Source organism: Bacillus sp. DHT2 (genome assembly GCF_026241455.1).
GTDB lineage: Bacteria > Bacillota > Bacilli > Bacillales > Bacillaceae_G > Bacillus_A > Bacillus_A pseudomycoides.
This window is the reverse complement of the sequence record NZ_JAPHWH010000003.1, coordinates 193,459-213,891: the sequence shown is the minus strand read 5'-3', so window position 1 is coordinate 213,891 and position 20,433 is coordinate 193,459. Positions and strand designations below refer to the sequence as shown.

Sequence of the window (20,433 nt, the reverse complement as noted above, 5' to 3'; positions counted from 1 at the left end):
TGAGGGAACGTATATATGACTGTGAAAATTAAAGTTTATTCTGATTTTGTATGTGCCTTTTGTTTTTTAGGAACAGGCCCTTTAGATGAGGTTGTAAAGGAAAAAGATATAGAAGTAGAATGGATGCCATTTGAATTGCGTCCAAGTCCATCTCCAAAAATTGATCCACGGACTCAACCTCGTGTAATGGAAGCTTGGAATTCATTTATTTATCCTACTGCTAAAAAACTAGGATTAGAAATAAAGTTACCACATTTGCGTTCGTATACGCACCTTGCGTTTGAAGGTTACCAATTTGCAAAGGAACATGGAAAAGGAAATGAGTTTCACCAAAGAGTGTTTATTGCACATTTCCAAGAGGAACAAAGTATTGAAGACATCGAAGTGTTAACAAAATTGGCGGAAGAAGTGGGACTTTCTCAGGATGCATTTAAAGAAGCATTAGTATCACGAAAGTACCGAGAAATGCATCAAGAAGCTCTAAGACATGCCCATCAAGAAGCACAAATTATGGCTGTTCCAACGTTTATTATTGGTGACGAGGTCATTCAAGGATTTACTAGTAAAGAAAAATTAGCAAAGGCAATTGATCAAGAAATAGAAAAGAATAAAAAGAATGAGTTGGATGGACTGCAATGTAGTATAGATGGGGCTTGTTAATGCTAGATTAGTGGTAAAATATAGATTTTAAAAAATAAAGTCAATTTGATTGACTTTATTGGAATGCTATTGTAAAATACGTAAATAAGTCAATTTAGTTGACTATATTTTTTTTTATAAAAGTAATAGGATGCCCCTTTTTAATGAGTAAATATAGAAAAACGTAAGAGCGAGTAATAGGAGGAAAAAAGCATGACAGCAGTTTTATTTGTAAAAGCAAACAATCGTCCAGCAGATCAATCAGTGAGTGTGAAATTATATTATGCTTTTTTAGCAAGTTATAAAGAATCACATCCAAATGATACAGTGGTAGAGCTTGATTTATATAATGAGGAATTGCCATATGTAGGAGTAGATATGATTAACGGTACATTTAAGTCTGGTAGAGGATTTGATTTAACAGCAGAAGAAGCAAAGGCAGTAGTTGTTGCGGATAAATATTTAGATCAATTCCTTGCAGCTGATAAAGTTGTATTTGGTTTCCCGCTATGGAATTTAACAATCCCAGCTATACTACACACGTATATTGATTACTTAAACCGAGCGGGCAAAACATTTAAGTATACGCCAGAAGGTCCAGTAGGTCTTATTGGAAATAAGAAAATTGCATTATTAAACGCAAGTGGCGGTGTATATTCGAAAGGCCCAAAAGCTGAAATGGAAATGGCTGTTAAATATGTAGCAAGTATGATGGGCTTCTTCGGTGCAAAAGATATAGAGAAAGTAGTGATTGAAGGACACAATCAATTCCCTGATAAAGCAGAAGAGATTATTGCTGCAGGGCTTGAAAAAGCTATTAAAGTAGCAAGTACGTTTTAATTAACAAAACACTTGTCACTCTATATGGCAGTACCAACACTTTTATAGCGGGTGGTACTGCTTTTTTATTCGTTTAACTCGCATCAATTGGGCAGTAAGGACCCAATTGATGCGAGTTTTCCATTCTCAACTTATTAAACGATAGAAAGCAGGATTACATTACAATGGAACGTTTATGGACAAAAAACTATATAATGCTGACCATTACAGCATTATTACTATTTAGTGGTTTTTATTTACTCATGCCAACACTACCTATTTTTATTAAACAATTAGGTGGAAGTGAATCTCAAGTTGGATTTATTATAGGAGTGTTTACAATATCAGCAGTCATTTTACGTCCTATTGTTGGAGGATTAATGGATCGATATGGTCGACGAGTATTTATAATAAGCGGACTACTATTTTTTGCAATTACAATGTATTTTTATGATTGGGTAACAGGAGTTATATTTTTAGTGGTATTACGTATCCTTCATGGAATCAGCTGGGCAATTGCTACAACTTCGATCGGAACAGCTGTGACTGATGTGATTCCACAATCTCGTCGCGGAGAAGGAATGGGATGGTATGGACTTGCAATGACTTTAGGTATGGCTATAGGACCAATATTAGGTCTTTGGTTAGCAAAATCATTTTCATTTCATTATCTATTTCTTCTATGCACAGCATTAGCACTTATTGCATTCATACTTTCGCTGGGTACAAAAATTCCAGCAGTTCAACATACATCAAAAAAACCAATATCATTTTTTGAAAAAACTGTTTTACCAATCGCTATTGTTACATTTTTCCTATCCCTTACTTTTGGTGGCATTACAACATTTTTACCACTGTTTGCGTCAAATATTCAAGTTAATGCTGGTACTTTTTTCTTAGTTTATGCTGTTACGCTCACAGTAATTAGACCACTTGCAGGGAAGATATCTGATAAACATGGAGAAGGAGTCATTATTGTTCCTGCGCTTTTTACACTGATAGTCGCACTATTCGTCCTAATAATGACCAAAGGATTTGTTGGACTAGTAATTACAGCTATTTTGTACGGAGTTGGATTCGGATCAGCACAACCTGCTCTTCAAGTAGCAATGATACGATTAGCTCCACCAGAGAAAAGGGGAGTAGCGAACGCTACATTTTTTACTGCTTTTGATTTAGGGATTGGTTTAGGGTCTATTATTCTAGGGTTTGTTTCACAACTCATGGGATATCAAATGTTATTTTTGGTTTGTGCTGTATCTGGGTTTATTAGTCTGTTAATTTTTATTTTGTTTGTAAAAAAGACATTAAAATAACTTTTTAGTTTACGAAAAAAACGTCATCCTTTCCTATGATTCTACAGAAAGAATAGCGTATTTTTTCATTTTAGGGGGTATTTTGTTTTATTGGCTTGATAGCGATGGGGTCTCGTCAACATTTCGCGAATTTCGTACGCTAAGGAATTCCTAAGTTCAAAAACTTGGTTTTACCATACGTTAAGAAAGTTCCATAAACGATATTTAATGCTTGTTACGGGACTTTGTTTTTGGTAATGAGTTTCGGAACTGGTTTTTGACCATCTTTCTTTTAGCTCTTTTTTCTTTTCGGTAAGTCAGGAGCCTTCTTCATTGTGTCAACAACATGCATGACCGCGAAATATGGATGTTTTAAAATCATTTTCGGTCCGCTCTTCTTCATAACATCCTTAACGAAATCTTTCATATCTGGTTTATAACAATGAATTTTGCAATTTTGACATGCTGGCTTCTTCTCTTGAAATGGACATTTTGATAAACGAAAATAAGCATACTCTTTTAACTTCTGACATTCTTCACATATAGTATCTTGTTCATGTTCGTTTTTACAATACATATCAATCATAATGCTAATTGTTTTCTCTTCACGTTCAATTCGATTCATGGCTAGTGCCTCCCGTTCCAAAGTCTCTCTGCTTTGATTGTAAGACTTTTTTAGAGGATTTACATGAATTTTCATTGACAGTTTTTCTAATGTTTATCTCTTTCCTACGAATTATTAATGGAGAATGTCCCTACCAATCATAACCAACAGTAAAAGCGAACGCATTAAGACTTAAATAAACATCTTTCTTTTTCTTACGAGCTTCGGATGCTTAAACCACTGGAACGACAAGCGTCCACTCGATTCTTCCACGCTATTGATTGATCTATTTTAGCCATGTCAAAATCTCTTTTCCGTCTTGTACGTAAGGAGATTTTGACATGGAACTGATTCTATTGGTAGGTGGGGACAGTTTGATGCTTACTGTTATATCAAGTAATTCAGCCTTAGCGTACGGAATCCGCGTTCTGTTGGTGCTACCCCATGCCCATCAAGCTAGTATTTTGAAGTATCCCCAAAACGAAAAAATGAACTGTCATAGACAACAGTAGCAACATAGATTTTTCGCTTTTTAAATAAGGAATCTACTTGACTCTCTAAAAGTATGGAAAAATTCTAGATATGTAAGAGACCAGAGGCTACTCACTAGACATACTTTAAACTCTCAAGAATAATGAAGATGTACCTAAAAAGTAGGAGGCATCACATATGATAAACTTAAATGATTTGGAACCTGGCATCCGGACCTTGGTCACTCAATTCATAGAGGCTGGTCGACCTTCAGCAAGACAGCAGAGCTTTCATGAACGTCGACGAGGATATTTGAATACAATTGATCTTGCCGGAGAAGCCGTGCCTGTATGGAATATTGTTGATCAAACAATTGACGGTTTACCGCTTCGTATATACAAATCGTCGAATCAACTCAATCTTCCTATTCTGATTTATTATCACGGTGGCTGTTTTGTCAGCGGCGATTTCGAAACTCATGATCGTCAAATGCGTCGGTTAGCTAACTTGAGCAAATCCCTCGTTATTGCCGTCGGTTACCGATTGGCACCGGAACACGTTTATCCAGCCGCACACGACGATGCGGTTAAAGCTACATATATTGTCCGTGAGTATGCTTCGGCTTGGGGTGGAAATCCAGACAACATTACTCTTGCAGGTGACAGTGCAGGCGGACATCTTACTCTAGTTACTTGCCTTCGACTTAAAGTGGAAGGCAAGTGGCTTCCGCAGCGACAAATTCTTATTTATCCAATGCTGGACGCGAACGGTTCAAGCAACAGTTATAAAAAATATGGAGACGATTATGTGATTACCCGAGATATGCTGCTTAGTGGTTTTGAGGCCTACTTATCTAATCTACCTCCCAATCATCCAGAAGCTAGTCCATTATATCGAGAAGATTTTACCGATCTTCCGGAAACTCACATTTTAACAGCAGAATTTGATCCTCTTGTCGATGAAGGTGAGATGTTGTATCGCCGTTTACTAGAAGCAGGCGTGAAAGTAAAATGCCGTCGGTACCTCGGAGTAAACCACGGATTCTTTCAATTGGCTGGTATCAGTCCAGCTGGTAAGAAAGCGATTGAGGATGTTGCATCTATTGTCAGGTAGGTACTATTTATTAAATTAAGGAATGAGATAACGCCTTAAAGCAAAAAAATACGCTATTCTTTTTGTATATTTCTACAAAAAGAATAGCGTATTTTTTTACTTTAGGGGAATTTTGTTTTGTTATCTTGATAGCGATGGGGTAGCATCAACAAAACGAAAATTTCGTACGCTAAGACGGTTTCATAGACAATATATACCTATATTTTTATGTAATTTTACATATCCAAATAAAGGGAGCTGATATGCAAAACGTGATTAAATTATATTAACAACATTTAAATTCTATTTTAATTTTTTAAAAAAATTAAAATAGTTATATTTTTACCGGATATATTAAGTTGTAACTATTGCAATTACTTAAATGAAATTAAACAGTGATTTTAGAAGTATAATATTTCTACTCGCACTAATACGCAATAATTGAATAGTTGAATATAATCGACAAAATTCTATTATTTACGCATTAAAAATTTAATGTTTTAATAAAGGTGTAATTGGTATGACCACTAAGAGAGGAGAAAATCAGACTAATAAAAGTGCAGAAAAATTGTCTGTAACATCATGTTTGGTTAATTATCTAAATACTCAGTTTTTTAGCATGGTGTAGAAATCATCTAGAATCACAAAGGTATCATATTTATAAAAATAGCATTCTAAGTTTCTACATAGCAAAAGTGATATTATTTCACAGTAAAAGTATAAGCAATGTACAGTATAATTTCATCTTTTGTAATCTTGTAGAAATAATGAAGGAAGAGGAGAGATAGTATGAAACGTATGAAAAAAATAATTCCCGCAGCATTTGTGTTAAGTTCAGCTTTATTTGTAGCACCAGGATTTTCTTCTGCAGCTACTGATACTTCTACAAAAGTAGGAAGTCTACCAATAGTAGTAGATTCACAAGGGCCAAAAGCACCTATGACAGCAGAGCAAGTTGCAGCAAATGGTACACAGCTTCCTTATATTCCTACAGGTCCTTATGAAGAATTCCCTAAAGAGTGGCATGTATCTACAGAAGATGGTGCTTTAATTGATTATGTTTATGTAGATGTAGTGGCTAATGAAAATGCAGTGACTATTAACAATGTAATTAGATATAAGGATTACAAAATTTTAAAAGCCGATGGTACTTGGCTTCAAGATGGAGAATCATATAGTAAAACAGCAAATAAAGGAGAAGTATTGTACTCAATTGCAATTCCTAAAACTAATCCAGCTTTAGCTGATACTAAATTAAAGAAAAAAATGAGCTGGAAATTAATTGATTCAAATGTAATAGATAAAAATTCAGGTTATCATTGGAGTAAATCCGTTACAAGCGGAATGTCTCATAATGTAACTGTGGGATTATCTTATACAATTGGGATGGAAGTAGGTCTTGAAGGTATTGCAAAAGTAAATCAATCATTAACTGCAAGTTTCGGTTATGGTATTACATTAAATTCAGAAGAGACAGTTACGAAAACATTTGATTTTAATCCAAAACCTGATTATGCATATGATCAATATAGAACTGCATTATATCAACAAGTAGCTAACTATTCAGTTGCTCCAGGTGCAGGATTACAAAGTTGGATGTCTAATTGGGAAAATAATGATCCTACAAATCAAGTTTTAAAATTGCTTGGTAAACAACCTTATTATAAATTACAAGCAAAAGAAGCAGTTAATTATCCAGTAGATGTTTTAGTTGCTCTTACTTCGAAATAATAAAAAAAGCTAGCATTTTGCTAGCTTTTTATTATTTGACCTATTTTCCTATTTTTTCACTTTCAAAACATATTGGTTCATTTTCATAAAAGAGTCCTATATATAAGGGCTCTTTTTATATTTTCACTTATAAAATCTTACAAAACTGTAATCTTGATGTAAGGTTATTAGATAGTTCATATACTATTTCAATGTAATAATAAAAATATAAGAAATCATAATAATTTTTAAGAGGTGAAAATCATGAAAGGAAATAATATCTTATCTTCTTTAAGTTACATTAGTATCTTTTTTGCACCAATTCTAGTACCAATTATTATTTACTTTGTAGCAGAAGAAGAAGTGAAATATCATGCAAAAAAAGCATTATGGACACATCTAATTCCCTGTGTAACAGTCATCATTGGTCTTGCTATATCTGGAGTAGTTGGATTTAGTACATTAAGTGAAAATGCAATTGGAATTGCATTATTAATCGGAACTTTTGCTATTGCTTTTATCTTAAGTATTTACTATTTCATTTGGAATATAGTAAAAGGTATTAAGGTGTTAAAAGAAGCTTAGTCTATAAAGACTAAACTTATATTTCTAAAGAAGAGCGAATGCTTAAATCTTCTTTTTTAAGGTGGATTTGTACGAATTGAGGGGAGATAAAGAAATGACGATAAAAAAAGCTTGGTTATTCTTGCTTATGATGGTAATTGGTTTAACAGGATGTTCTATGATTAAAGAAGGTAAGAATTCAATTGACTATGCTCAAAAGGCAATAGATTATGTTAATGAAGTGAGTACGTTTGCAAATGAAGCGCCGGGATTAGCAGGAAAAGCAATCAACGATAGTGCCGCCCGCAAAGAATTAGAAACTAGACTGAGAGAAATTCAAAAGGATATTCCAGCTTTTAATGAATTGACACCTCCTGATGTAGCAAAGGATATTCATCAGCAAATTGTTGGATATAATGAAAAGTTAAATGAATTAATTGATACAACTATGAAGAAGGTAGAAGAAGGGAAAATGGATGTAGATCAATTCAAAAACTCGGAGCTTATGCAGACAATTCAACAAGTTCAAAAATTAAAAGATAAGATTCAAAATTTAGGTCAGTAAATAGGGTACCGCCCCATAATAAGAGCCGAATTTTCTACTCTAAGAAAAATTCGGCTCTTATTTTTTATAGATTAGTTGTTATTTTGCTTCTTCATATTCCTTCATTATTTTATAAAAAGTATTTTTCTTCAGTTGAAGTAGCTCCATAAATTTGACACCTGTTATTTCTCTATTTTTCCACTTTGGATAAGTTTCTTCTATTAGGAGGCACCATACACGCCTATCAACTTAAGAAAACAAGTTACACCCAAAAAAAATCCCTCAGACAAGCCAAGGGACCACTTATTTACATGAAAATATTGACGGTACAGATTTAATTTTTGGATAAACTCTATTCGATCCATAATCTTGTGAAAATTTTTAACAGAAACAACACCTGAAGGTTGTCGAAGCCATGATAAATACGAGAACTTGTCTCCTTTTCCTCATTTCTGTAATAAGGGATCCCGTCACATTGCCATCAAGTTAAGAAATTTTTTGTTCCCCAAAACGAGAAAAACGAACTGAATTCCATAACTATAAAGAGATAAAATTTTCGTTTTGAGGATACTTTAAAATATTAGCTTGATGGGCATGTATAGTGACCCTTTATAGCAATAAAACCAGCTTATGTAATATTGCATATTAAAATGTATTGATATATATGTAAGCGCTTACTATAATAAAGGTATAAAGATTTACAACATCTTACTATACAAAATAAGAGGAGGAAATAATATGGCAATCGCAATGGCAGTTTTAAAATTTTTAGGCGGAATCATCCCATTAGTAGGAGAGCTTTTAAAGGCAGTAATGTAAGTTCATTATTCCGCAATTGCAATTATATATAAATATCATACGAATGATCTGTATATCAAGAATGAATTGATGTGCAGATCATTTGTGTGAGCAAACTTTAAACAAGAAAAAGAATCCCAGAAATCATAAGGGATTCTTTTTCTTTATGTAATTACGGCATTAACATTTTTGCTACAGATAATGATGTCCTATGTAAACTTTATATATATAGGTTATTCATAGTTTAAATAAGATGATTTTTTAATATATTTGTCGAATTATTTGTTGTTGCAACATATTAATTAAAGCGAGGTTTATGAGTTATGATTCGGTTAATCGAGGAAACAGATGCAGAACCTTTTTTAGAATTATGTAGAAAGATTGATGAAGAAACGGAATTTATGTTATTTAAGGAAGGGGAGAGAACTACTACAATTGAACAACAAAAAAGTGCTATCAAAAGAATGTCTCAATCTTCTAATTCAGCTATTTTTGTTGCTGAGATTGAAGATGAATTAGTAGGATACTTGATGGCAATTGGTGGTCAACCTAAAAGAATTAGGCATAGTGTTTATATTGTTGTTGGTGTAACTCATGAAAATAGTGGAAAAGGAATTGGAACTAAGTTATTTAAAGAACTTGAAAATTGGGCAAAGACTTTTGGTGTAATCAGATTAGAGTTGACTGTAAGAGTAAATAATACTTCAGCCATTTCTTTATATGAGAAATTAGGTTATGAGATTGAGGGCATAAAAAGAGGTTCTTGTGTTGTTGCTGGAGATTTAGTTGATAGTTATTATATGTCTAAGATTTTAAATGTATAGGTTTTACTTCTGATAACGAATCTTATGTTATCAACGCTTATGATAAGATAACAAAATGTAGAAAAGTAAAAATTTCGTTTAGGGGGTACCTCAAGACCTTAGCTTGATGGCCATGTGGTACTACCCCTATGTGAAATGTAGTAATTATTATTGTACTTGGACACAATTCATTTACTACAGTATTAAGTATATCACTTACATCATGTATCTTTTATAAAGAAGTATGTCGAATTCAAGAATATTAGTTTTTTATATGAAAAAGAAATATATAACCTTGAAATTAAAGTCTTTGCAATTGTTCATATTTTTATTTCATATAAAACTTTCTAAATACAGATGAAATGATAAGTATAGAATCATTTCATCTGTATTACAATAACTATGAGCTTTCTTCTTTTGTTAGGTGACTATGTTTTTTCGAATAAACAAAGTATACAACTACTCCAATTGCTAACCAAACACCAAAGTACACCCATGTTGTTAACGGTAAATTTAGCATTAAGAATAAACAGCAAACAATTGAAATGATCGGCAAAATTGGTACAAGTGGTACCATAAATCCACGCTGTAATTTCGGATGTGTTTTACGAAGGATGATAACTGATACACCAACCATCGCAAACGTTAATAGCGCCCCAATATTCGCTAAATTCGACAATTCTTTTAAATCGATAAATCCAGCAATTAAAGCACTACCAATCCCTGTTAACCAAGTTGAAAATGTTGGTGCTTCTGTCTTCTTGTTAATTTTCGCAAAAGATTCTGGCAATAAACCGTCACGACTCATTGCAAAGAATACACGTGTTGTTGCGTAAATATAAGCAAAAATTACAGCCATAATACCAATTACAGCTCCAATAGCAATTACACCAGCTACTTTATCTTGTCCTACAACTTCTAGTACATAAGCCATTGCTTCTGGTACATCTAACTCTTTATAAGAAACCATACCAGTCATAACAAGACAAACCACAACATAAATGATTGTACAAATAACTAACGAAGCAATGATACCAATTGGAAGGTCACGTTGTGGATTTTTCACTTCTTCTGCTGAAGTTGCTAATGCATCGAAACCTAAGAAAGCAAAGAATACTGCTGCTCCTCCGGCAAAGACTCCACTTAAACCATACGGTGCAAATGGTACCCAGTTTTCTGGTTTTACGTAGAATACACCAACCGCAATGAATAAGATAACAATAGCAATTTTGATTAATACCATTGCGTTATTCACACGTTTACTTTCTTTCGTACCACGTGATAATAGCCATGTTAGTACTAACGTAATGACTACTGCTGGTAAGTTTACGATACCACCTTGTGATGGAATCGTTAACAGTTCTTTTGGAATTTCTAATCCAAATCCACTTATCAAGTTATGGAAATAACCTGTCCATCCACCAGCTACTGCTGCTGTTGTTACAACGTATACCGATAGTAAGGTCCATCCCATTAAATGGGCTACAAACTCCCCAATTGTAGCATAAGAGTATGTGTACACACTACCTGAAACAGGAAGTGTAGAAGCAACTTCTGCATAACATAATGCTGCAAATCCGCAAACAATTGCGGCAATCATAAATGAAAAAATAACTGCTGGACCAGCATCTCTTGCTGCTACTAATCCAGTTAATACAAGAACGCCTGTACCAATTATTGCGCCAATTCCTAGCATTGTTAAGTCAAATGCCCCTAAATTTTTTGACAAAGTTTTACTTTTACTTTCTTCTAACAATTGCATAACAGATTTCTTTTTAAACAGGTTGGCCACGATATATGTCCCCTTTTACCAAAGAAGAGCTAAGATGTCTTCTCCTAGCTCTTCTTTGGTAAAATTAATTTATTTTATAAGATATTCAAAGGGTTATTTTACTTCATTCGCAACAAAGAAATGCTCACATACACTGGAAATGCGTTTTAAGTCCACATTTCCACCTGAAATAACCGCTACTACTTTTTTACCTTTTGTATATTGATCAACTTTTCCTGCAAGAAGAGCAGCTGTAGCTAATGCTCCAGCTCCTTCTACAACAGCTTTTCCACGTTGTAGTAAGTCTTTCATGGCTACTTCTAATTCCTCTTCTGATACCGTTACAATATCATCCACTAATTCTTTAACAATTTCAAAGGTTAAGTCCCCTGGTATTTTAACAGCACATCCATCAGCTATTGTTGGTGCTTCATAATGGGATACAATTTTTCCAACATCATAAGAAGCTTTCATTCCATGGACATTATCAGCTTGAACACCAATAATATTAATTGATGGATTAAATGATTTAAGTGCAACTGCAATTCCTGAAATAATACCTCCACCACCAATAGGCACAATTACAGTATCAACATCCCACATATCATCAAGAATATCTAAACCAATTGTTCCTTGGCCAGCCATTACCTCTACATCATCGTATGGATGTAAATATGTTTCTCCTGTTTCCTGTATAATCTCTTCACATTTAGCCTTAGCATCATCAAAGGTATCCCCATGTAAAATAACTTCAGAACCATATCCTCTGGTAGCATCAACTTTGGCTTGTGGTGCAGAAATTGGCATAACAATTTTACTTTTGATTCCAAGTAAATGAGAAGATAATGCAACACCTTGTGCATGATTCCCAGCTGAACAAGCAATCACACCATGTGCTTTTTCTTCATCTGTTAAATTTGAAATTTTATTAAATGCACCACGAAACTTAAATGATCCAGTTAATTGCATATTTTCTAACTTCAAATGAATTTCTCCACCCGTTTTACTCGTCAAATAAAATGATTTAACAAGGGGGGTCTTACGTGCATTTCCAGAAAGAATTTGTTGAGCCTTTTTTATATCACCAATGTTAAGTGGTAAATTTTTGTTAATCATAGTAACACTTCTTTCAATGGTTTATAATCTAACTCTAACGTCTTTCCTAAATTCTCATAGGTAATAAAACCTTTATAAATGTTTATACCAGATGCTAAAGCCGGTTTAGTATTTATTGCATTTTCTAATCCCTCTTTAGCAATTAATAATAAATATTCAATATTTCCATTTGCTAAAGCCATGGTCGAAGTACGTGGGGTGGCACCAGGCATATTTGGTACAGCATAATGGATTACATCATGCTTAATAAATATAGGGTTATCATGTGTTGTATAGTGATCAACTGTTTCAACTGTTCCACCTTGGTCAATTGCAATATCAACAATAACACTGCCAGGTTTCATTGATTGAACCATATATTCTTTTACAATTTTCGGTGGTTTAGCTCCTGGTATTAAGATAGTTGAAATAAATAAGTCTGCCTCTTTTATATGCTTTTCTAAGTTTTCAGTATTGGATTCAATAACCTCTACAGAATCATTCACATATCTTTCTTTTAAATAAGCAATTTGGGTTTTGTTTAATTCTAGAATAGTCACATGGCAACCAATTCCAATTGCCATATCACATGCATTAATAGATGCATTTCCTCCACCTAAAATGACAACATTTCCAGCAGGGATACCCTCAATTCCTGATAATAAAATCCCTTCTCCTTGATGTTGTTTTTCTAGATAATAAGCTCCCATAAAGACTGCACGGCGGCCAGCAATCGCACTCATGGGCTTTAACAGAGTCAAAACACCATCTTCACTAATTGTCTCTCCAGCAATTGCAGTAGTTCCTGCTTGTCTCATTGCTTCAACACACTCTTTAGAAGCTGCTAGATGTAAAAATCCCCATACAATGAGATCTTTTTTAAAGTAGTGATATTCTGCAGATAGTGGTTCTTTCACTTTTACTACCATATCGACGTCCCAAGCTTCTTTTTGAGTTACTATGCTTGCACCTGCATTTGTATATTCATCATTAGTATAACCAGATCCTAATCCAGCATCTTTTTGTACCAAAACTTGATGTCCCTCTGCAACTAACTTTTGAGCATTTTCGGGAGTCATTCCCACACGAGATTCACCTTTTTTTATTTCTTTTACTACTCCGATTTTCATACTCACACTTCCTTTTGAAATTAATATATCTAACAATTTAAATAAAAAATGACAAGTACACCAAACTTATTATGTGTATACATGCTATTTTTCATTTATCTCGCTGTTTTGCCCCTACAAGATAGCAAGATTCAAAACCCTAAGTCAATCAATTTGTGAAATCATTCACAAAATGTATTTATTTGCTCGGTAATAAAATTCTATCTTGAAAATTATTATTGTATAGCATTTTAGTCTGTGCTAGACTTTGTCACGAATAACATCTCTTCTGAATTTAAAGCAACTTATCATTATGTAATACAAATTAAAAATCTGTGCGTTGAGTATTAATTGTGTTAGGAAGACTTCTCTAATAGAAGCATGACCAAACATATTTGTGAAGTGTTTCACAAATATGTTTGGTCATTAGTACTCATTTTCTATTCCTAATTCTAGGCAAATATATATTTAATTAGATATTCAAGTTTAAGCTTAAAAATATTATGTGAAAAACTAGGGATAATATCTAAATATGAGAACACCAAGTGCTGCGATTCATTAGAGATTTTGTTTATTTTTATAAAACAGGAGTGATTGTTATGTCACAACAACAACTAAAAAAAGAAATTGGTTTCTTTGCTGCTTTAACTACAGTTATTGGTACCGTAATAGGGGCTGGTGTTTTTTTTAAACCAACTGCATTATATGGTATCACTGGTACAGCCAGTTTAGGGTTGCTCGCATGGGTTATTGGCGGAATATTAACTGTTTGTGCAGGATTAACAGGGGCTGAATTATCGGCTGCTATTCCAGAAACAGGTGGTATGATGGCTTATTTAAAACGTACTTACGGAAATTTAACAGCATTTTTACTAGGTTGGGCTCAAACCGTCATTTACTTTCCAGCAAATATTGCAGCACTTGCTATTATTTTCGGAACCCAAACTGTTAACCTGTTTGGATTAAATGCTAATGAAAATAAAATGATGATTATAGGAATTGCTGTTATAACCGCAACCTTTGTAACTCTTATGAACTTTTTAGGTGCTAAAGCTGCTGGAGGGATCCAAACCGCTTCCACTATAGGTAAATTACTTCCTTTAGCTCTTATTATTATTTTTGGTTTGCTACACAAAGGTGATGTAACTTTTCAATTGTACCCAATTGAGGCAGGACCAGATAAATCTTTTATATCCGCTCTAGGTTCTGGCTTACTTGCAACGATGTTTGCCTATGATGGATGGATACACGTAGGGAATATAGCTGGCGAAATGAAAAATCCCAAAAAAGATCTACCTAAAGCAATAATACTAGGATTATCAATTGTTACGGTTGTTTATTTATTAATTAATATTGCATTCCTAATGGTTATGTCTGCAACAGCACTTGCAGGAACTGATACACCTGCATCTGAGGTTGCAAAAATTCTTTTTGGTACAATGGGTGGAAAACTAGTTAGTATAGGTATTTTAATATCTGTCTTTGGTACAATTAATGGATATATTATGACAGGTATGAGAATTCCTTATGCTATGGCATTAGAAAATAAACTACCTTTTAGTAAATGGTTTGCTACATTATCTAATAAGAGCAGAGTTCCTTATAATTCTGGAATATTTGTCTTGTTGGTTTCAATAATCATGATGCTTATAGGAGGATTTAATACGTTAACAGATATGTTAGTATTTGTTATATGGATATTCTATACAATGACATTTTTATCTTTATTCATTTTACGTAAAAGAGAGCCAGAACTTGCACGTCCTTACAGGGTACCCTTATACCCGATTGTACCGACGATAGCTTTATTAGGTGGCTTATTTATAGTCTTTAATACGTTATTTACACAAACATTACTAGCCTTATGTGGAATAGGACTAACGGCTTTAGGCCTTCCAATTTACTTTATAATGCGTAATAAGCATATTGATGTAAAAACAGAGGATTAAATTGTGTCCAAATGTGCGAAATTCTCGAAATGATATGGCGAGGCCTAATAAGGAACAGCAAAAAAGACATTTTCCCCAGTTGAAGATGTCTTTTTTATGCAACTTTCCCTAGATTTCAATAACATTATATGCAATTTACTTAGAATTATACCTAATAGTTGCGGCTTGATAAATCCCCCCACCCGTAACTTTTGCATAACATATAAATAATAGAAAATACGGGTCTGTTGCAAAGTTTTTTTACACATAGAGACATGGGAAGATTGTGGTCAAATTTTATGAAATCGATAATAAATTCTGTAATTCGTTATACGTCGAAAAGACGGAGTCTGATTGAAGACTTCGTCTTTGTTTGTATATGGCATGAAGCGTTTCTATCCCTTTTATCGTATGTGAGGCATGACGAAGACTTTGAAATCCTAAGGAACGAGCGAAACGGCGCTTCACGTGTCGATGATCTTGCTCAATGAGATTATTGAGATATTTTGTTGTACGATGAAAGGTATTTTTGTAAAAGTCTATTCTCTGTAATTTTTTAAATGCGCAAATTAAGGAAGGAGCCTTATCTGTAGTCAGAACCGTATTTATCTTCCTAAGTCTATTAAAACGCCATAATTCCCTACTCTTGGTTTAGAAAGTAGGGAATATTTTTTGTAAAGGATTTATCGTTTTTTCTCAAAGTACTACATTTAGAAAGAATAACATTTTTTACACTTGGGGGTAGTTGGATTTCTTAAGTTGATGGGCATGTGGCGGCACCTTGAAAAGAAGTTCCTTTTTTCTGAGAAATGTATATAAATGCAAAATTAATAATAAATACCCGAAAGGGTTATATATTTCCTTAATTTATTCCTTTCCATCTACACTAATCATTTATTACAACAGCTTTCACGTTTAAAATAAGATGTTTCAACAAAGGAAAATATAAGTATCTTTATAATGAGTTCCCAATATAATCAATGTGTTAATCAAAGGAACTCTGTGTTATTTTTATTTTTTTACTAACTAATACAGCTTCAAACAATGGACACAATTGCTACATGCCAAGTGTAATTTATTACCCATTCAAAATTCTGTTTATTCAATCTTTCTAAAAATAAAAAAATATTAAACTCATAAATATACAAGTTATAATGAGGGCGTCGAGAGATAATCTATTACCTCTGGAGAAAATATCAAACCTGATTCTGGTGCAAAATTCTAAAGACCTTGCAAGTAATCTTCTAAAATTGGACATACTGATACGATTACTCTAAGAAAGGTGTGTGATCAGAAGGGAAATTTATTCAACATGAAAATGGAAGCGTTATCAGCCAGATCTTATTTTGAATTGGTCATTCTAATAACTTAGATTCAACTGCAATTAAAAATAATAAATTATGGAGGTGCTTATATGAACATGAATGTAGCATCTATTAAAGAAAAAAAGGTTGTTAAATACAAAAGTTGTTTTGATGTGATTGGGCCGGTCATGATAGGTCCTTCAAGCTCACATACTGCAGGTGCTTTAGCTATTGGAGCAGTTGCTAATAAATTATTTCAAGGTCTTCCAAAAAAAGTCGTGGTAAGGTATTATGAATCATTTGCTGAAACCCATAAAGGACACGGAACTGATTTTGCAATTATTGCTGGAATATTAGGATTTGCTACCGATGACAGCAAAGTGCCAGATGCTATTAAAATAGCAGAATCTAAAGGCATGGACATTACCTTTATTGAAAAAGCAGGTGATAGTCCTGCTGGTCATCCAAATACGGCAGATGTATATTTAGAAGATGAAAATCGAAGTATTAGAACGGTGGGTATTTCGGTCGGCGGCGGATTAATTGAAGTCAAACATGTTGAAATTGACGGATTTAGCTTAGATCTTCAGGGCCCATTGCCAGTTATTATTGCGATTTCCGAAAGAGCTGACTTTGAATTTGTCTTACGCAGGATCTTTAAACAATATGATGTGGAAATTAATGACTTTCATAGTTTAGAAGAAAGCGGAAAATATTTATATGCATTCGCTTTGGATTCGCTATTGCCTGGTGATGCTCAGAAGGAATTGGGAAGTTTAAGCGGTCTAGCTAATATCATTATTCTTTAGTTACATTAAGGGGTGAAAAAATATGTATATGACCATAAAAGAAATTGTGGATGCAGCTAATAAAAGGCAAAAGCCAATTTATGAATTAGCAATCGAACAGGAAATCGAACAAACTAAAACTTCTTATGAAGAAGTTTGGAGTAAAATGGAAAAAAATTTAGCGACTATGGAAAATGCCATAAATAAAAGTATCGAGTGCGACGGGGTATTTTCTCCGACTGGTTTAACCGGAGGCGATGCTGTTAAAATAAAAAAATATCGAGAAAACGGAAAAACTCTTTCTGGAGATTTGATGGTGTTAGGGATTCAAAGTGCTATCGGTGTTAATGAAGTAAATGCTTCATTAGGGGCTATTTGTGCGACTCCAACAGCAGGTGCGAGTGGGACAATCCCGGGAGTCCTATTTAGTATTAAAGATACGTTTCAGTTAGGTCATGAAGATATGGTCCATTTTCTATTCACTTCATCTTTATTTGGAATGATAGTCGCAAATAACGCTTGTATTTCCGGAGCGTACGGAGGATGTCAAGCTGAAGTAGGCAGTGCCTCAGCAATGGCGGCGGCTGCAGCGGTAGAAGCTGCTGGAGGAACGCCACAGCAATCTTCTGAAGCTTTCTCAACCGCATTACAAAATTTACTCGGTTTAGTTTGTGATCCGGTCGCCGGTTTGGTAGAAATTCCTTGTGTAAAGAGAAACGCCATTGGAACGGCAAATGCTTTAGCAGCAGCGGACATCGCATTAGCCGGCGTAAACAATATCATCAATGCTGACGAAGTTATTGAAGCGATGTATAGAGTTGGAAGACAGATGCCTCGCGAATTAAGAGAGACAGGTTTAGGCGGAATTGCGGCCACACCTACAGGGATTGCCATTAAAAGTAAAATTTTTGGAGAGAAACAATTAAATAAATAAACGGTTATTTGAAATATTGTGAAATAGTTAACAATTCTGTTCTCTATTGTTCTCCTAAGGATGTCTGTATATTAAGAGCCATTGTCATTGAAATATACTACTATACAATTAAAATATACTACTATATAATTAAAATGCTTTGTAAACGCTAACAAATTCATCAGGTTGATGACTAGCGAATTTTTCGATTTTGATCAACTTAGAAGAAGGAAACACGATGTGGAGCATCTTGTAAGCAATTCGCTTTTCAAGAATGGTCTATATTCCTAAGCTTTAAAAAGAGATGTAAGAATAGGATACAAGGAGGAATTATTATATGAATGGGAATACTGCAAAAACAATAGAATTTCAAGCTGAAAATACTGCAGTAAAAAATGAGAAATATCCAGACCCTAAAAAGTGGCATAAACAGGATACTACCTGGGCATTGAGTCTTTTTGGAACAGCAATTGGAGCAGGAGTACTCTTTTTACCTATTAATGCAGGTTCAGGTGGTTTATTATCATTACTGTTAATTACCATACTTGCATATCCTGTTATGTATTACTCACATAGGGCGCTTGCTAAAATGATATACGCTTCCAATTCTGCTGATGAGGGGATTACAGGTACAATAAGAGAGTATTTCGGAAATAAGGCAAGTATAATTTTTAACATAGTATATTTCGTCTCAATTTATACTATCGTGCTGATGTATTCGGTTGCACTTACAAATACTGCAAGTAGTTTTATCGTGCATCAATTGCACATGCAGGAGCCTCCAAGGGCCATTTTATCACTTGTATTAGTACTCGGTCTTATAGCTATACTAAATTTTGGTCAAGATATCACTGTAAAGATAATGAGCATGCTAGTATACCCTTTCATAGCTTCTCTACTTTTTATCGCAATGTCTTTGATTCCAAAGTGGAATACGTCAATGCTTAGTTTTTCAAGTGTTTCTACTGCTTCAACAGGAACAGGATATTTTGGAACGATATTGATGATACTACCAATCATAGTATTCTCGTTTAATCATTCTCCTATGATTTCGTCATTTGTTATGAAACAGAGAGCTACCTATGGAATAGAAGCTACTGATGCCAAATGTGCTCAAATACAAAAAGTTTGTTATATCATGACATTCGTTGTTGTTATGTTCTTTGTTTGGAGTAGTACCTTGAGTTTGACTCCAAATGATCTTATAATGGCAAAAAAAGAGAACTTGTCAATCCTATCATATCTTGCTAATGAGCTTAATTCGCCTATAATCACTATTGCAGCTCCTATCATTGCTTTTATGGCCATAACAAAGTCCTTCCTTGGCCATTATATAGGAGCATATGAGGTAATGCGTGACATGATTATCAAGTCCAGTAAAACACGCGGAAAAGATATAGGAGAAAAAACAGTTAAGACAATGATCCTTACTTTTGTCGTATTAACATGCTGGTATGTCGCTTATGCAAATCCAAGTATTCTTGGAATCATTGATGCCCTTAGCGGTCCGTTAGTTGCTGCTATCTTATGTCTATTACCAATGTATGCGATCCGTAAAGTACCAGTACTAGCTAAATACAGAGGGAAAATGAGCAATGTATTTGTCGTTATTATAGGTATACTTACTGTCCTAGCAAGTATTAAGTCATTATTCTAATTCACTATTGTTGGTTCTGGTGCAAAAATAGTGGGATATGAAAAAAGAACGAAAGATCCTAGCGGAATTGAATTTTAAGTTGTTAAACCAAAGAGATCATGGATAAGATATATCTATTTTTGGACAGACTTCTCACCTTGGGGAGTTTGTCCTTTTTTGATCATATGCATAACTTCTATTCCAGCAATCACTTTTTTAGCTGTTTGCAATGATTTTAATCCAAGCATATTGGGGTGCCGCCCCATCGCCATCAAGCCTTAATGCGAAAATGTGATATTTCATTGACCTTACTCAGGTATGCAATATTGCATATAAGAATGTATTGATAAAAATGTAAGCGCTTACTATAATGAAAGCATAAAGATAAATCACATCTTAGAAACAACAAAAGAGGAGGAAATAATATGACAATCGCAATGACAATTTTAAAATTTGTAGGTGGAGCACTTCCATTCGTTCAAGAACTTTTAAAAGCATTTATGTAAGTTCACTATTTAGCAATTATTTATAAATAATTATCATACCTTAA

General features: G+C 34.0%; 16 protein-coding genes and 2 pseudogenes. 12 read left to right on the top strand and 6 right to left on the bottom strand.

The window, feature by feature from the left end:
• The first annotated feature begins 15 nt into the window (after window positions 1–15).
• The 3 genes from ORL93_RS09940 to ORL93_RS09930 all read left to right on the top strand — a co-directional run bounded on the left by ORL93_RS09940 (window position 16) and on the right by ORL93_RS09930 (window position 2,774).
• Window positions 16–660, top strand: coding sequence for a DsbA family oxidoreductase (locus tag ORL93_RS09940; protein ID WP_265958989.1), 645 nt, complete (start codon window positions 16–18; stop codon window positions 658–660).
• Window positions 661–852: 192 nt separating this feature from the next.
• Complete coding sequence (locus ORL93_RS09935; RefSeq protein WP_097794616.1) at window positions 853–1,479, top strand: FMN-dependent NADH-azoreductase; 627 nt, start codon at window positions 853–855, stop codon at window positions 1,477–1,479.
• Between the two features lie 164 nt (window positions 1,480–1,643).
• A complete protein-coding gene (locus ORL93_RS09930) occupies window positions 1,644–2,774 on the top strand; it encodes an MFS transporter (RefSeq protein WP_040119243.1) in 1,131 nt (376 codons plus the stop codon).
• A gap of 271 nt (window positions 2,775–3,045) precedes the next feature.
• On the opposite strand, the gene ORL93_RS09925 is transcribed toward ORL93_RS09930, so the two are convergent.
• Window positions 3,046–3,453, bottom strand: coding sequence for a nitrous oxide-stimulated promoter family protein (locus ORL93_RS09925; RefSeq protein WP_006097186.1), 408 nt, complete (start codon window positions 3,451–3,453; stop codon window positions 3,046–3,048).
• A gap of 573 nt (window positions 3,454–4,026) precedes the next feature.
• On the opposite strand from ORL93_RS09925, the gene ORL93_RS09920 reads away from it, so the two are divergent.
• The 5 genes from ORL93_RS09920 (at window position 4,027) to ORL93_RS09900 (ending at window position 9,360) form a co-directional block, all read left to right on the top strand.
• Window positions 4,027–4,941, top strand: coding sequence for an alpha/beta hydrolase (locus tag ORL93_RS09920; protein WP_097794617.1), 915 nt, complete (start codon window positions 4,027–4,029; stop codon window positions 4,939–4,941).
• Window positions 4,942–5,709: 768 nt separating this feature from the next.
• Window positions 5,710–6,651: a hypothetical protein gene (locus ORL93_RS09915; protein ID WP_006097189.1), complete on the top strand. Its 942-nt coding sequence runs from the start codon at window positions 5,710–5,712 to the stop codon at window positions 6,649–6,651.
• Between the two features lie 243 nt (window positions 6,652–6,894).
• The gene (locus ORL93_RS09910) at window positions 6,895–7,215 is read left to right on the top strand and encodes a magnetosome magnetite crystal formation protein family (protein ID WP_006097190.1); all 321 of its coding nucleotides are present in this window, start codon (window positions 6,895–6,897) and stop codon (window positions 7,213–7,215) included.
• A gap of 94 nt (window positions 7,216–7,309) precedes the next feature.
• Window positions 7,310–7,759: a DUF6376 family protein gene (locus ORL93_RS09905; RefSeq protein WP_033799414.1), complete on the top strand. Its 450-nt coding sequence runs from the start codon at window positions 7,310–7,312 to the stop codon at window positions 7,757–7,759.
• A 1,100-nt stretch (window positions 7,760–8,859) separates the two neighbouring features.
• A complete protein-coding gene (locus ORL93_RS09900) occupies window positions 8,860–9,360 on the top strand; it encodes a GNAT family N-acetyltransferase (protein WP_265958988.1) in 501 nt (166 codons plus the stop codon).
• 379 nt (window positions 9,361–9,739) lie between these two features.
• Here the strand turns inward: ORL93_RS09900 and ORL93_RS09895 are convergent, their stop codons facing one another.
• From ORL93_RS09895 to ald, 3 genes are all read right to left on the bottom strand, one after another.
• Complete coding sequence (locus ORL93_RS09895) at window positions 9,740–11,131, bottom strand: amino acid permease (protein ID WP_040119246.1); 1,392 nt, start codon at window positions 11,129–11,131, stop codon at window positions 9,740–9,742.
• A gap of 93 nt (window positions 11,132–11,224) precedes the next feature.
• On the bottom strand, window positions 11,225–12,226 hold the full coding sequence (tdcB, locus tag ORL93_RS09890) for a bifunctional threonine ammonia-lyase/L-serine ammonia-lyase TdcB (protein ID WP_018767858.1): 1,002 nt from the start codon (window positions 12,224–12,226) through the stop codon (window positions 11,225–11,227).
• A complete protein-coding gene (ald, locus tag ORL93_RS09885) occupies window positions 12,223–13,335 on the bottom strand; it encodes an alanine dehydrogenase (protein WP_018767859.1) in 1,113 nt (370 codons plus the stop codon). The genes tdcB and ald overlap by 4 nt, the downstream gene beginning before the upstream one ends.
• A gap of 578 nt (window positions 13,336–13,913) precedes the next feature.
• Between ald and ORL93_RS09880 the strand changes: the two genes are divergently transcribed.
• Window positions 13,914–15,263, top strand: coding sequence for an APC family permease (locus ORL93_RS09880; protein WP_265959059.1), 1,350 nt, complete (start codon window positions 13,914–13,916; stop codon window positions 15,261–15,263).
• Between the two features lie 276 nt (window positions 15,264–15,539).
• Here the strand turns inward: ORL93_RS09880 and ORL93_RS09875 are convergent.
• Window positions 15,540–15,845 (bottom strand): annotated as a pseudogene (locus tag ORL93_RS09875) (DDE-type integrase/transposase/recombinase); the annotation flags it as partial.
• 811 nt (window positions 15,846–16,656) lie between these two features.
• On the opposite strand from ORL93_RS09875, the gene sdaAB reads away from it, so the two are divergent.
• The 3 genes from sdaAB (at window position 16,657) to ORL93_RS09860 (ending at window position 19,904) form a co-directional block, all read left to right on the top strand.
• On the top strand, window positions 16,657–17,355 hold the full coding sequence (gene sdaAB / locus ORL93_RS09870; protein ID WP_006097457.1) for an L-serine ammonia-lyase, iron-sulfur-dependent subunit beta: 699 nt from the start codon (window positions 16,657–16,659) through the stop codon (window positions 17,353–17,355).
• Window positions 17,356–17,377: 22 nt separating this feature from the next.
• Window positions 17,378–18,268 carry an L-serine ammonia-lyase, iron-sulfur-dependent, subunit alpha gene (sdaAA, locus tag ORL93_RS09865; RefSeq protein ID WP_265958987.1) on the top strand — a complete coding sequence of 297 codons (891 nt, stop codon included), beginning with the start codon at window positions 17,378–17,380 and terminating at the stop codon, window positions 18,266–18,268.
• Between the two features lie 316 nt (window positions 18,269–18,584).
• Window positions 18,585–19,904 carry an amino acid permease gene (locus ORL93_RS09860; RefSeq protein ID WP_265958986.1) on the top strand — a complete coding sequence of 440 codons (1,320 nt, stop codon included), beginning with the start codon at window positions 18,585–18,587 and terminating at the stop codon, window positions 19,902–19,904.
• Between the two features lie 113 nt (window positions 19,905–20,017).
• On the opposite strand, the pseudogene ORL93_RS09855 reads toward ORL93_RS09860, so the two are convergent.
• Window positions 20,018–20,134, bottom strand: a pseudogene (locus ORL93_RS09855) (IS6 family transposase); the annotation flags it as partial.
• Window positions 20,135–20,433 lie beyond the last annotated feature (299 nt).

Excerpts from the sequence above, each read along its gene's own strand:
- ORL93_RS09910 (WP_006097190.1), top strand. The coding sequence starts at position 6,895 with ATGAAAGGAAATAATATCTTATCTTCTTTAAGTTACATTAGTATCTTT.
- ORL93_RS09925 (WP_006097186.1), bottom strand. The coding sequence starts at position 3,453 with ATGAAAATTCATGTAAATCCTCTAAAAAAGTCTTACAATCAAAGCAGA.
- tdcB (WP_018767858.1), bottom strand. The coding sequence starts at position 12,226 with ATGATTAACAAAAATTTACCACTTAACATTGGTGATATAAAAAAGGCT.
- ORL93_RS09935 (WP_097794616.1), top strand. The coding sequence starts at position 853 with ATGACAGCAGTTTTATTTGTAAAAGCAAACAATCGTCCAGCAGATCAA.
- ald (WP_018767859.1), bottom strand. The coding sequence starts at position 13,335 with ATGAAAATCGGAGTAGTAAAAGAAATAAAAAAAGGTGAATCTCGTGTG.
- ORL93_RS09940 (WP_265958989.1), top strand. The coding sequence starts at position 16 with ATGACTGTGAAAATTAAAGTTTATTCTGATTTTGTATGTGCCTTTTGT.
- ORL93_RS09900 (WP_265958988.1), top strand. The coding sequence starts at position 8,860 with ATGATTCGGTTAATCGAGGAAACAGATGCAGAACCTTTTTTAGAATTA.
- ORL93_RS09880 (WP_265959059.1), top strand. The coding sequence starts at position 13,914 with ATGTCACAACAACAACTAAAAAAAGAAATTGGTTTCTTTGCTGCTTTA.
- sdaAB (WP_006097457.1), top strand. The coding sequence starts at position 16,657 with ATGAACATGAATGTAGCATCTATTAAAGAAAAAAAGGTTGTTAAATAC.
- ORL93_RS09905 (WP_033799414.1), top strand. The coding sequence starts at position 7,310 with ATGACGATAAAAAAAGCTTGGTTATTCTTGCTTATGATGGTAATTGGT.
- ORL93_RS09920 (WP_097794617.1), top strand. The coding sequence starts at position 4,027 with ATGATAAACTTAAATGATTTGGAACCTGGCATCCGGACCTTGGTCACT.
- ORL93_RS09930 (WP_040119243.1), top strand. The coding sequence starts at position 1,644 with ATGGAACGTTTATGGACAAAAAACTATATAATGCTGACCATTACAGCA.
- sdaAA (WP_265958987.1), top strand. The coding sequence starts at position 17,378 with ATGTATATGACCATAAAAGAAATTGTGGATGCAGCTAATAAAAGGCAA.
- ORL93_RS09915 (WP_006097189.1), top strand. The coding sequence starts at position 5,710 with ATGAAACGTATGAAAAAAATAATTCCCGCAGCATTTGTGTTAAGTTCA.
- ORL93_RS09860 (WP_265958986.1), top strand. The coding sequence starts at position 18,585 with ATGAATGGGAATACTGCAAAAACAATAGAATTTCAAGCTGAAAATACT.